Raw genomic sequence first — 13,166 nt, forward strand, 5'->3', positions numbered from 1 at the left:
GGCGGCAGAACCCGTAAGCGCTGGCTTCGAGTGCATCGTCAGATCCCAAGGCCGTGGGTTACTTGAGGTTTTCGTACGTTCAGAGGATGTTGCCGGATGCAAAGTAGCCGCGTCCGATGGCAGCGGCGATAGCCAGAGGGCTACCACGGCGGTCTGGGCCCACTGGATGCGTTGGGCGATTCCAAGGATTCGATCTGCAGTTCTGGCAACCCGCCCCATCCGCCCGTACGCCCACCAGGACGACGCGGTGTTCGGCGTCATGCTCTCCCAGCCGCGGTTGCGATTCTTGCTGGCGGATGAACCTGGCACGGGTAAGACACTGATGACGGGCATGTACCTCGCTGAGGGACGTCGGCAGCAGTTGATCCCCGGCAAGACGGTGATCGTTGTGCCCGCCCACCTCGTAGGCAAGTGGATCCAGGAGCTGAAGCGCTTCTTTGGTATCGACGCGCAACGGATCACCGCCGAGATCGGCAGGGACCCGCTCGACCTTCGCAATGATGTGGACGTGTGGGTGGTCTCCCTCGACCTTTACACCTACAACGCCGACGTCCGCCGCAAGGTTGTCGGCAGCAGGGCGTCATGGTCGCTCGCGGTGTTCGACGAGGCCCACCGCCTCACGCCTACCTCGCAGTACCTGGGTGCCGCCCGGCAGCTCTCTGATGCCACCCATCACCTGTTGCTGTTGACCGCAACCCCGCACCGCGGGAAGGAACACTTCTTCCGCGCCCTCCTGCATCTGCTCGATCCAGCGATCTACCCGTGGGACGAGTCGGCGAAGGACTACGACAGCGTTTTGCGGCCGGGTAGAGACAACTTCTTGCGCCGGATGAAGGAAGATCTCCGAGACCTAGACGGCGCGCCGCTGTTTCGCCCTCGCTACGCCGAGACCCGCCAGGTGCATCTCACTCCGGCCGAGGCCGACGCGTACGAGGCCGTGATGCGCTATGTCGATACGTGGTACTCCTCGGACTCGGTGCTCGCCCGCTCCATCTACGGCAAACGCGCCGCCTCGTCTGTCACCTCAGCTCTGGAGACTCTGCGGCGACGGCGGGCCGCCTTGACGGGCAGTCAGACAAGCCGCGTCGACCCAGTCCCGCCCGACGGGTTCGACAGCGCCGACTTCTCCCGCGCCGACCTGGATTCCGATGAGGCATGGCGAGATGCCGAGCAAGCCGTTCTGCAGGCTCGGAGCAAGGATCGGCGAGCCGAGTTCGATGCGGTAAAGGGTGTGATTGGCCAACTCGAACGCACACTGACCTCCAAGGACGACCCCGCCAAGTGGCGAACCGCTGTCGAAATCATGGCCCACCACGGCATTGCCCCGGGGACCGGGCAGCTGTTGGTCTTCACCGAGTTCACCGACACCGCGCGCTGGCTCGCTGGCCTGTTCCGCACTGCGGGATTCAGTACCGAGATCCTTGAGGGCAGCGTCGATCAGCTCAGTCGTGAGGAGATGCAGCTGCGCTTCCTCAACGACCGGTTTCAAGTTCTCGTGTCTACCGACGCTGGCGGCGAGGGGATCGACCTGCAATCCGCTCACGTAATGATCGACTGGGACATCCCCTGGAGCCTCGTCCGTCTCGAACAGCGGGCCGGGCGTCTGCACCGCATCGGTCAGAACCGTGATGTATTCGTGTACCACCTGGTCGCGCCCAACACCCGCGAGGGACGCGTTCAGCAGGTCATGCTCGACAACCTAACCGCAGCATCCCGCGCGCTGGATGGACGCCTATACGACCTTCTCGACGCAACGGTCGACCGTTCGGGGTTCAATTTCGGTGCAGCGATGGCTGCAGCCCACCGTGATCCGGCTGCGGTAGGCCACGTAATCGCGGCTGTCCCCGACACACAGACCCTGGTCGCCCGCGCGAAGGAGATCGTCGCCGATGAGGATCGACTGAAGACACCCGTCGATCCCAACGAAGCGATGCAACGGCTGGCGGCCGACCGTCTCCAGGCGATCAACCCAGTCATCGTGTCGGCGTTCATCGATCAAGCTGCACGTGTGGAAGGTTGGACCGTTGCGACGGGCCCGGCACCGGGCATTCGTATCCTGCGCGCCAACGACACCCCGCTGCCGTCATCACTCGGCGGGCAGACCGAGTGCCTGATCGCTGCAGACGCCGCAGCAGTTGCGAAAGCGCAGGAGGAACAGTTCCGACGGGTGCAGGACGTGATCGTCTTCGGCCCAACTGAGGAGCCGTTCCAGGACTTGGTTGAGCGCGCGGTCCGTCGCTGTGAAGGTGACCTGCTCGCTGGCGCAGCCACGGTCGATCTCGCATCGCTCACCAGTTACGTCTTGTTCGTCTACGCCGCCGACCTTGAGCACCACGACGGGATCCGGCGCGTCCGCCGCACCGTGCCATTTCTCATCCGCTTCTCCGGATCAGGCGCCTTCCCCACGGCCTGGGAGTCGGTCATGAACCTCGCGACGGCCTCCGCCGCGCCCGAGCCGCCGGTGCCCGCTGCCCGCTTCGAAGCCGATGCCGCCGCTCGAACCGCCGTTGCCAACGAGGCAGCGCATCTGGAACGACAGCAGCGCACAATCACAGCCAAGACCCGCGCCGACATCGGTGATATCGAGCGCCGCTACAAGCGCCAAGCACGTGGCTTGCCCCCTGCGGCCAAGCGGGAAGCGCTCGACAGGTTCGCCATCATCAAGGCCGAGCGGCTAACCCAGCTAGATCTGATCGATGCTGTCACCCACACCAATCCGACACTGCTCGGTTGGATTCGGGTTGCTGGCGGAGCCCGAGCCGAAGACCTCGGCCGCGACCCCGACTCCGAAAAGGTGGCGATCACCAAGGTTGTCGCCGAGCTGGAAGCACTCGGTTGGGTCGTGGACGATCGTCAAACGGCTGGCCTGGGATACGACCTCCTCGCCCGCAGGCCAGGAACGACGAACCAGCGACTAATCGAGGTCAAGGGTTTCGCCGCCGGCGTCCGGCCAGTCGTGCTCGAACAGCACGAATGGGCACAAGCTCAACAGCGTGGCAACGACTACTGGCTCTACGTGGTCCTGCACTGCGCAACCGAGCCTAGGGTCGTGATCCGATGCCAGGATCCTGCTGGAACACTGGCCGGGCCTAAGCTGATCCAGCGATTCAAGATCCCCGTTTCTCAGCTCCGCCGTCTGATGGAGACCGCATGACCCCCGCCGCCAGCCGCAAGTTGATTGATTCGTGGTTTCCTTGCGCGACGGTCGACGACGCATGCGGTAACAGCACAGGATCGGGCCAAATCGAGAAGGCCATTTTCACCTGGTTCGCGTCTCGACCCATCGCTCAGGCCCGTGCCGCCGTGGCCACCGCACTGTTGCCCGACGAACCGGATAGTCGCCCGTTGGTAGACGCCGCCATCCGCGGAGAACGAGGCGCTATCGACAAACTGGCCAGTGTCATAGAAGACCTGTATCCAGCTGGTCGGCCCGTCGTCCTCGATGTCTTCTCCGGGCGCGGCATGATTCCGTTGGAGGCCGCCCGGTTGGGCGCAACCTCAGTCGGCCTTGATCTCAGTCCGGTAGCAACCCTTGCTGGCCGGATTCTCGCCGACTACCCGCTGCGCGACTGGTCGTCCGAACCGCCACTGCCCTGGGCCCCCACACGCAAGGCAGTCGGTTCGCTGTTCGAAGGGGACGGCCGACCCCGGCTGATCTCAGACCTGGAGGTGTTCCTCGCAGAGGTGGGGTATCGGCTCCGAACTGCCGTGGAGCCTTACTACCCCAAGAACCCCGATGGCACGTTCCCGTGGGGGTACTTGTGGGCGATCAGCATTCCGTGCGACGGATGCGGTCGCCGATTCCCCCTGCTTGGCAGCCTCGCCCTGCGCCATCCATACGGACGAACCAACGATGCTGGCCAGGCATTGCGACTGGTAGTAGACGGCGACGACTGGCGTGTCGAGGTGATAGACGGAACCCCCGAACAACCCCCCACCTACTCCTCCACTGATCTGGGAGACGGAAGAAAACGCAAGGGAAAGAGCGCTCGATGCCCGTTTCCCTGCGGTCACGTCCACAGCTTGGAAACCGTCAAGGCCAAGGGGTTCGCTGGTGAATATCGCGACGAGCTCCTTCTCGGCGTCGATACCGAGGGCGAAGCCAAGCGCGTCTTCAGAACGCTGCGGCTTGATGAACGAGCAGCCGCCCGGTCCGTAGACCTCGCCGCGCTCGAAGGTCTGGGTTCACTCAGTGCAGTGCCCGACGAGCCGATTCCTGACGGCAACGTTCATACCGTCATGGCCAGCGGATACGGCTACCGAACTTTCGGCGAGCTCATGTGCAACCGGCAAGCGCTTCAGTTCGCAGAGACAGCGCGCGCCATTCGAACTTGCCATGGTGAGGTGCTCTCCGCAGGCGTCTCGCCGGACTACGCAGGCGCGCTGGCTTCTTTCGCCGCCGCGACGCTAGCCCGACGTCTTCGGTACTCGACCCGAGGATGCCGCGTTCAGGCTATGGGCAAGCCCGACGGCTCGGCGCAGAATCGAACCAAAGTATCTGACCTCTTCGCCAACGAAGCGAGTCTGAACTTCCAGTTCGACTGGGTGGAGACCGGGCTAGGGGTAGGACCAGGTACATGGGCATCCGTCGGAAATACAGGGCTACGTCCGTATTTGACCCACACTCAGAACGCACGCGGCTCCGCTGCCCGTTTCCGGCGAACTAACGCTATGGCGCTGCCGTACCGCGATGACAGCGTGGACGCGATCGTCACCGACCCCCCCTACTACGACATGATCGAGTACGCGGACGCGTCTGATCTCATGCATGTCTGGTTGAAGCGGATCCTCTTCGATATCGAGCCGGACCTCTTCGGTCCGAAGGCTGTGCGCAGCCGTGACGGGTTGCAGAACAAAGACGACGAGATCATCGTCCGACGGGTCCACGAGCCCGGCCGGATCCGCCACGACAAGGACTTCTACGAGTCATCACTATCCAAGGCGTTCCAAGAGTGTCGCCGTGTACTCCGTCCCGATGGCCACCTCGTCGTCGTCTTCGGCCATTCAGACCCAGATGCCTGGAAACGGTTGCTCGCAGCTCTGCAAAACGCAGGATTTGTGGTCACCAGCGCGTGGCCGAGCCGCACCGAATCCGCCAATACTGGGGTGGCCTCTATCAAGGTCACCATCACGATCGGGTGTCGGGTGGCCCGTCCCGACCGGGAACCAGCAACAGCGGCCCAGGTAGACAAGGAAGTTTCCGTCGCGATCAGCGAGCGTGTGCGGGGTTGGACCCATGAAGGGCTCGCGTTGAGCGACCAAATGATGGCCGCTTACGGACCAGCCATGGAGGTCTACGGACGGTACTCCAAGGTGATCCAACCCGATGGTGAAACCGCACCGCTGGAGCGTTATCTGACGCTGGCCCGGCGCTGTGTCCGGGAAGCGACAGCACTTCGCCTCGATGAGATCCCGATCGAAACGTTCGACGCGATCACCAGGTTCGCTGTGTTCTGGATGCGCATGTACGGGCGCACCATCGTCCCCAAGGGTGAGGCCCGTTTCCTCGCCCAGGTCGACAACCTGCGCCTTGAGGACGTTCGCGGCGATCTCCTGGCCGAGTCCGGCAAGGGATTTCGGCTGGTACTCGACCCACCCGCCAGCGTGGGTCCGGACAGCGCCGAGGTCGACGTCGCACGTGCTCTCGCTGGCGCGTACACCGCTGGCGGCACCGAGGCCGCATCTGCCGTACTGGCCGTGTGGGAGCGCCCCGTCGACGACGAACATCTATGGGCTGTCATCGGCGACTTGGCCGCGCAACTCCCACCCAGCGACGATGTCGCGAAGGCGTTGACAGCCGTACAGCGCAACACCAGCACGATCATGAACGTCGCTCGTGGAATCGCCGAAGCCCACGCCGAGACACGCCCCGACCGCCGCCCGACCCTGTTCGATGTCGAGGAATCCTGATGATGCCCCGTTACCAGCACTGGGCCGATTTGCTCACGCTGCGCAAGGAAATCACCAACGCCGCAGGGCAGATCACCGATTTGCAGATGTCACTGTATAGCGCGGTATACAGCGATCGGGATGTCCCATACACCGACCCGGGTTACTACGCCGACATCACCGAGCCAACCGTTGGGCTAGTTCGATTCATGGGATCGGTTGCCCGCCGCCTGGGCACCCGCGGGCTCGGCGGCAAGGCACTCTTCCATCTCGATCAGGGCATGGGCGGTGGCAAGAGCCATGCCTTGGTCGGCTTGTACCATCTGGCCAATGCCGCCGAAGCATTTCTGGGCACCGGGCTTGGGCAGCTCATCAAGACTGAGGCGGAGCAGGCCGGTGGCTCCATCGACCTGTCCAGAGCGCGTGTGGTGGTGCTGTCGGCCGACAATATGACCCCTGGGGCCACCAGCCCAGAGTTCGGCCCCGCCACCAACCTGTACGAGCGGTTTCTCTGGTCATTGCTGCGCGGCGACAAGGATCTCTACAAGCGTCATCTCGCTGAGGGACCGAACAAGGCTGCGCTGGCGCGAGCACTCACCGCTGCCGACGGACCGGTGCTGATCCTCCTGGATGAGCTCATGGACTACGCCATGTTGCTGTCGGACGAGAAGCACATCGCGTCCGCGCCCGGCGAGAAGGCGTTCTTGAGTAACCTGATGGACGCTGTCGATGAGGTCGACCAAGTGGCGTTCGTCGTCGTGATGATCCGATCGGACCTCGACGAACGCGGCTACACCGTCGAATCCGAGGACCTCCGCGCCTACGTGGCCACGCGCCTGGAGCGCAACGGCATCACAGTTTCGGTCACCGAAGCACAGGATTTCTCGGCCATCATCCGGCGACGGCTCTTCGAAATGCGGGACGGCCTGCCGACCCAGGTAGTCGCTGCCGAGTGGTCAACCCGCGCTCAAGGCACATGGCAAGAGCAAGTCTTCGACCGGCTCGGAGCTCGTCGCAGTTTGACCGGGCTCGAAGACCGGTTGGCGAAGAGCTACCCATTCTCTCCGGACCTGATGACGTTGGTGCGCGAGGACTGGGCCCGGCACGCAGGCTTTCAACGCGTTCGCTCGACTGTCGAGATCTTCGCCTCCACTGCCTACCACTGGATGCGCGAGCACGCCGCAGGGCGGTGGGCACCTGATCTGATCGGCGTCGGAGACCTGCCGCTGCAGGTTGTCATCGAAAGCGTTCTGTCCTCGGGGTTGCTGCACGGCAACGAACGGGCGATTCAGGGGTACCGCCAGGTCGCTGCCACCGACGTGGTAACCAAGGACGGTATCCACGGCCGTGCCCGCGAACTCGACGAACTCATGGCCGAGCGGGGAGTCGATGCTGGCCAGCCCCAGCCAGCGCTGCGCATGGCGACCGCCCTGTTCTGCTACTCGCTGGTACCACGCGCCCAGGCAAAACGGGGCGCGACCAAACCCGAACTGCTCGCCGGTGTCTACGGGCCAGCCACAGGCTTTCAAGCCGCCGAAGAAGTGTTCAACGCCCTCATACACGACGATGAAGGGCTCGGCTCCCTCGACGTAACCGGCACAACGGCTGGCCGTGGTGTGCCCCGCTACTCCCTCGAAACCATCCACAACCTGCGCATGTTCTACAAACAGGCCAGGCACGCGGTCCAATCGGTCGAACGCGATGCGTACCTCTGGGACCGCGCCAAGACACTGGCGCAGGCCAACCAGGGATATTTCGACCAGATCATGCCCATAGCTCGACCCGACGTCACCGAAACACCACTTGTACAGATCTTCGGAGACGTCGACCAGAACAGCAAGACGCGTCTGGTGGTTCTCGACCCCCGACGGTGGGCCCTGCACAATGGTCGAGATACACCGACACGCGCCGACGTCGCTGCTCTTTTCGGAGTCGGAGAGCAAGCTCTACCCGTCGACAACGCCGCCTCCTGCGTCGTCGCCTGCGTCAACACTCAGCGACGCGACACTGTTCGCAAGCGTGCCACCGAGGTGCTCGCGTGGCGAACCGTCGTTAATCAGCTCGACCCCGATGACGAGAGGCGGCGTGAGGCTCAGGCCGAACTGCGGGCGGCTATCGAACGGGTAGACACCGACCTTCTCAGAGCCTTTCAGCACTTCGCGTATCTGACCCGGACCGACCGGATCGAGGTCGATTGGCAGCGATTCGACGACGACGCCAAGAGTGCACTCAAGGGCGGGCATGTGTGGGACGCGCTCGTAAACCACGGCCGTGCCGTTTACCCGGGCAAGCTCTCCGGCGACTACGTCAAGACCCTGTTGGGAAAGATGCCTCGGCAGCTCACTCTCAAGGAGATCGCCCAGCAGTTCCACAAGAACCCGGCGTTCCCGATGGTCCCTTCAGCCGATGACATCCGGCACGCCATCTACCAGACGCTTGGCGGACCGGAGCCCTATGAGGTTGTGGACGGTAAGGGCACTCCCCTCAGTATCTCCTCTGCCGACGACCTCTCCATCGGCTCGATGGATCTGTCACTGCGCAAGGCAGTCGCAGCCCCGCAAGTAGAGCCCGCGACCCCTGACATGCTGGGTCCCACAAGCGGCGGCGATACGCGACAAGGCCATAACGCGGACCTTGAGCGCCCTGGCCAGAGAACCGAGACAACCGACGACCCGACCCCAACTCCGGTCTACCGCCGATACCGGCTTGAGGTGCCCAACCGCAGCCTGGCCGACCCCGAGATTCGGCGAAATGTAGCCAACCTTCTGCAAGCCGTACTTGACGTCGTCGATCCCGAGACCGGCGGCGACCTTCAACTCCTGGATCTCCAAATCAACCTCACGGCCGATCCCGCTGCGGTTGAAGAAATCGAGGCGCACGCCGACGAAGTCCGCGCCACGTGGGCAGAGGAAGAGCTAGATTTCTAGTCCTCGCTGCCCGGTGTTCACCCTGATACACGAGCAGGTTGCCAACAATCCAAACGCTTGCGCCGAACATGGGAACCGCAGGTCCGATCGGCGCGGGGCCTGGGGTCAATGTGCCGCCCCTGAGTGGACCCATGCTCGCTGGAACCCCCTTGGCACTTCCCTCAGATTAAGCGGACAAGGCTCAAAGCTCCCCCAGCTGCGGGTGGAAGGAGCCCAGTGTGGATGGGATGGAGCCAGGTGATGGTGGGTCCGATCGGTGCGCGGGTCGCCATGTGGCGTGGCTGGCGTGGCCTCAGTGCTGCGGCGTTGGCTGAGGCTTCCGGCGAGGAGTATTCACCCATCGACGCCATCGAGAACGGCGACGAGTGGGTGGATCGGCGCGGAATGCTTGCCGGTTGGGCCGATGTGCTTCGGCTGGACCCGGTGGAGCTCACCGGGCAGCCGTATCCCCCGGCGGGAGCGGAGCACGCAGCGGTTCGTGCGGCCGCCTATCAACTTCGGCGGATGCTGGCCGAATCGGGCCCGGTCGTCGAGCCGATCGAGATGGATCACACCATCACCCTGGCCGACGAGATCCGACTGGCTGAGCATCGCGGAGACGAGTTGAGGGTGGCGCAGGATCTCCCCTCGGTGATCGCGAGCCTGGATCACCTCACAGCCGAAGCGCCAGGAGGAGCAGCGGCCGAGCGATTGGAGGGTGTGCGTGTAGACATACACGTCGCCGCATCCGGGTTGTTGCGACGGCTGGGATACCGGGACCTGGCGTGGCTGCTTCTGCATCGGGCGGCACCTGGACGGGCCGAGCCTGTGACGGTGCTGGCCGAGGAGGTTCGCTTGCTGCTCGATCTTGGCTGGCCGGAGTACGCTCTTGCTCGTGCCGCGCGAGTTCCAGCCAACGGCGAGCTGAGCCTGTTGATGGCTTCTGCTCACGCGATGGCCGGTCGCGTCGAATTCGCCCATGAGTTGCTGGACGCATGCGCCATGGACGCGGCAACCCCACCGTGCCAAGCCGCAGTCGCCGGATTGCGAGTGACGGTTGCTGTGGAGACCGGAGAGTTCGAGCGCGCGGCCTTGCTCTACGACGATGTCGAGATGGACGCTCTCGACCCGGCCGATCGGGTCGGGTTGTCGGTCTCGGCCTCTTCGGCGTTCGCCAGGGGCGGTGACATGCGTCGCGCGGTGGAGTTGTTGGTCGGAGCCCACGAACAGACCCCCCTACGCCTGGCGTTGGACCCGTTCGCGCGGGAGTTGCTTACTGTCCTTCCCGGGCGCATCACAGACCTGGCAGTAGCCGGGAAATTGCGCGCTATCGCCGTGCTGGCCGGGGTGTCGTGACCGTCGTGTGGTTTGGGCAACCTCACCTCAAGGGGCGGCCTTTCGTCCTACGCTTCAACGTGGCCACGACTCAGGGGGCGCGATGAACGACGGGTCGCCGCAGCAGGTCGGCAAGCGGCTGAAGGCCGTGCGACTTCAACGTGGACTGTCCCTGCGGACGTTGGCCGGGCTTGCCGGGATCTCGATCGGCATGTTGTCGATGCTGGAAAACGGACAGCGCAAGCTGGAGCGCACCGGTCACATCCTCGCGCTCGCCTCCGCGCTCCAGGTCGCCCCCGCGGAGTTGACCGGGCAGCCGTTCGCGCCCGTCGATCCCCGCGCAACCACCGCCCACGAGGCGATTCCGGCACTGCGACTCGCACTCCTGGGAGTTCATCTCGCCGCCCCGCCCGATCGTCCCGCGCCGCCGACGAGGCTCCTGGCCGCACGTGTGGTCGAGGCGAACCGGATGTACCACGCGTGCGAGTACGACGTCTTGGCTCAGCGACTGCCAGCGCTTCTCGGCGACCTGCACGCCGCAGCAGAAGCCGCCGACGGTGGTCATCGGACCGATCTCCTGAGACTCCTCGCCGATGCCTACCACCCGGCCTGCACGCTCCTGTTGAAGACCCTCGGGTATACCGACCTGGCGTTCATCGCGGTAACGCGGGCAGCCGACGCAATCGAGCAGCTCGACGACCCCGTCTATCACGCGTTGTCCGGCTTCTTCCACACCCACGTCCTGATGGCCGCCGGGAGTCCGGATCAAGCTCTGACCCGCGCAACGCGGGCGGCCGACGAGGTAGAGCGCCACCTCTCCGGAGCCGATGGGCACGCTTTACTCGGGGAACTGCACCTGATCCGCGCCACCTGCCTGACACAGGACACGAAACGATCCGGCCGCGACCAGACCCGAGAGGTCCAGGCGCACCTGGCCGAGGCCGCAGACCTGGCCGCACGCACCGGCGAGACAAAGGCGTGGCACCTGAACTTCGGGCCGACCAACGTCGGCATCCACCGGGTCAGCCTGAACACCGACCTCGGACGCCACGGCCAAGCGGTGTCCGCCGGTGCAGCCGTCACCCCGCAGGTGCTCGCGGCACCGGGGCGACAGGCCGCGTTCCACGGCGACCTCGGCCGTTCGCTGTCCCACCTGCGCGGGCGCGCCGCGGACGCAGTGGTCGAACTCCTGACCGCCGAACGGATCGCCCCTCAGCGCGTCCACGCGAACGTGCTGGTCCGCGAAGCCATCACCGACCTGATGGGCCGCCAACTCCCCACTCACGCCGCGCGCGACCTGCGTGGCCTCGCCCACCGCATGGGGCTCGCTCCATAACCTGATCCGATTCATCCGAAACAAGCTGATTCGCAGGGTTCACCACAGTGAACACCTCTCTGCCCGCCCTTCCCTACGGTCTGTAATCAGATCGCAACGGGCCCGGGAGGCAGACAGCCATGACGACCACCACAAGCCACATCTTCCAGGTGGCCGCCACGCCCGAACGCGTCCCCTGGGCTCGCCACGAGACGGCGAAGGTGCTCGACCAGTGGGCCGTGCACGGCGAAGTCGCCGACGCCGTGCACCTGGTGGTCACGGAACTCGTCACCAACGTCGCCCGCCACGCGGCCCTGATCTCGCCGAACGCCACCGTACGCCTCGAACTCGACGCCGAGGCCCTCGTCGTAGGCGTGGCCGACGCTCATCCGTTCCGACCCCGCGCCCTGCCGGTCGCCCATCCCAACGGTGGCCGGGGCCTGCTGCTCATCCGCGGCCTCGTCGAGGAACTCGGCGGCACCCACTGGGTCGCGGCCGACACCACCACCGGCGGCAAGGAGATCGTCGTCCGCCTGCCTCTGACCGCACCTGGCGCCTAAAGGACCCGCACTCGCGCCATCTCGGCGCATCGCTCCACCACAGGGGGTTCGCGCCGCTGCGCCGTGCCCTGCCTTCCATGCGAAAGGACCACGAGATGCTCACTTCGCTCCGCCACCTCGACGAGGTGGCCCAACAGTGGCGGATCAACACCGAGGACGTGATGCTGATCGCGCTCAACGCCTGCGGGGCCAGGTCGCCCCTCGACAAGCCGCGCATGCGCTTCCGGCTCCGGCTGACGTCGCGGCCCGAGGAGCCGCTGTTCCTGATCCTGTCGCTGGGGCGCGAGGAATCCCCCTTCGAGATCGATGAGACCGACCTACGCCTGCACGGCGTCAAGGTCGGCGAGGTCGAAGGGATCGAGGACGACGACGCCGTACTCGGCTACTGGCGCAACGGGCACCGCATGCTCACGCTCAACTCCAACGCCCGCTCCCAGTGCACCGGCTGCGTGTTCTGCCCCAACACCCTTGAGGGTGCCTCGGATCCGACCATCCGTGCCCTCGACCTGACCGGCTACCTCGGTGCCCTCGCCACCGAATCCGGGCTCGACGACTTAGCCGCCGTGGACACGGTCACCGTATGCACGGGGTGCTTCCTGTACGAGCGACTCGCCCTTGAGCACCTCACCGAGGTACGCGCGGCCATGGCCGACAACGGGTGCTCCGGCACGCTGCACTTCCTTTCGTCCGTGATCGCGACGAACGAGGGCCTGGACGCCGCCGCCGCTCTCGGGGACTTCCACCTCACCCTCACCGCCGAGTGTTTCACTCGTCGGCCACTGATCCTCAAGGAGTCCAAGGCCCGCCTGTCCCCGCCCGACATGGTGCGCGTCCTGGGTGCCGCCAAAGAGCGCGGCATCACGACGGACTTCACCTACATCGTGGGCCTGGATGAGATCGAGCCCGCCATCGAGCATCTGCGCGACTTCGTGCCGGTCACCACGACGTTCCCGCGCTTCCAGACCTACCAGGCGCACAACCCGTTCATGGACGTCTATCGCGCGAAGGGCTCCGACTCGATCGAGTGGCATCTGACAATGCGTCGCAGGGTCGAGAAGCTGTTCGTCAGCACCGACTTCCGACCGCGCTGGTGGCAGAACTACCGCAGCCCGTGGTGCTTCACCTTCGCCGGCGAAGAACTCGTCGGGCCGAGGATCTGAC

General features: G+C 64.9%; 7 protein-coding genes. All 7 read left to right on the forward strand.

The features are described from left to right. The first annotated feature begins 166 nt into the window (after positions 1 to 166). The 7 genes from OG948_RS17015 to OG948_RS17045 all read left to right on the forward strand — a co-directional run bounded on the left by OG948_RS17015 (position 167) and on the right by OG948_RS17045 (position 13,165). The gene (locus OG948_RS17015; RefSeq protein ID WP_406300279.1) at positions 167 to 3,154 is read left to right on the forward strand and encodes a helicase-related protein; all 2,988 of its coding nucleotides are present in this window, start codon (positions 167 to 169) and stop codon (positions 3,152 to 3,154) included. Further along, positions 3,151 to 5,910, forward strand: coding sequence for a DUF1156 domain-containing protein (locus tag OG948_RS17020; protein ID WP_406297375.1), 2,760 nt, complete (start codon positions 3,151 to 3,153; stop codon positions 5,908 to 5,910). Before OG948_RS17015 ends, OG948_RS17020 begins: the two co-directional genes overlap by 4 nt. Further along, positions 5,910 to 8,816 (forward strand): DUF499 domain-containing protein, encoded by a 2,907-nt coding sequence (locus tag OG948_RS17025; RefSeq protein WP_406297376.1) that lies wholly within the window; start codon positions 5,910 to 5,912, stop codon positions 8,814 to 8,816. Before OG948_RS17020 ends, OG948_RS17025 begins: the two co-directional genes overlap by 1 nt. A gap of 222 nt (positions 8,817 to 9,038) precedes the next feature. Continuing rightward, positions 9,039 to 10,151: a DNA-binding protein gene (locus tag OG948_RS17030; protein WP_406297377.1), complete on the forward strand. Its 1,113-nt coding sequence runs from the start codon at positions 9,039 to 9,041 to the stop codon at positions 10,149 to 10,151. Positions 10,152 to 10,233: 82 nt separating this feature from the next. Beyond that, a complete protein-coding gene (locus OG948_RS17035; RefSeq protein ID WP_406297378.1) occupies positions 10,234 to 11,466 on the forward strand; it encodes a helix-turn-helix domain-containing protein in 1,233 nt (410 codons plus the stop codon). A gap of 119 nt (positions 11,467 to 11,585) precedes the next feature. Further along, positions 11,586 to 12,005, forward strand: a complete 420-nt coding sequence (locus tag OG948_RS17040) for an ATP-binding protein (protein ID WP_406297379.1) — start codon at positions 11,586 to 11,588, stop codon at positions 12,003 to 12,005. A gap of 95 nt (positions 12,006 to 12,100) precedes the next feature. Then, positions 12,101 to 13,165 (forward strand): radical SAM protein, encoded by a 1,065-nt coding sequence (locus OG948_RS17045; protein ID WP_406297380.1) that lies wholly within the window; start codon positions 12,101 to 12,103, stop codon positions 13,163 to 13,165. Position 13,166 lies beyond the last annotated feature (1 nt).

Source organism: Embleya sp. NBC_00888, assembly GCF_045207655.1.
GTDB lineage: Bacteria > Actinomycetota > Actinomycetes > Streptomycetales > Streptomycetaceae > Embleya.

Bases quoted from the DNA above. Each gene is read 5' to 3' on its own strand.
- OG948_RS17030 (WP_406297377.1), top strand. From the start codon at position 9,039: ATGGGATGGAGCCAGGTGATGGTGGGTCCGATCGGTGCGCGGGTCGCC.
- OG948_RS17045 (WP_406297380.1), top strand. From the start codon at position 12,101: ATGCTCACTTCGCTCCGCCACCTCGACGAGGTGGCCCAACAGTGGCGG.
- OG948_RS17025 (WP_406297376.1), top strand. From the start codon at position 5,910: ATGATGCCCCGTTACCAGCACTGGGCCGATTTGCTCACGCTGCGCAAG.
- OG948_RS17040 (WP_406297379.1), top strand. From the start codon at position 11,586: ATGACGACCACCACAAGCCACATCTTCCAGGTGGCCGCCACGCCCGAA.
- OG948_RS17015 (WP_406300279.1), top strand. From the start codon at position 167: ATGCGTTGGGCGATTCCAAGGATTCGATCTGCAGTTCTGGCAACCCGC.
- OG948_RS17035 (WP_406297378.1), top strand. From the start codon at position 10,234: ATGAACGACGGGTCGCCGCAGCAGGTCGGCAAGCGGCTGAAGGCCGTG.
- OG948_RS17020 (WP_406297375.1), top strand. From the start codon at position 3,151: ATGACCCCCGCCGCCAGCCGCAAGTTGATTGATTCGTGGTTTCCTTGC.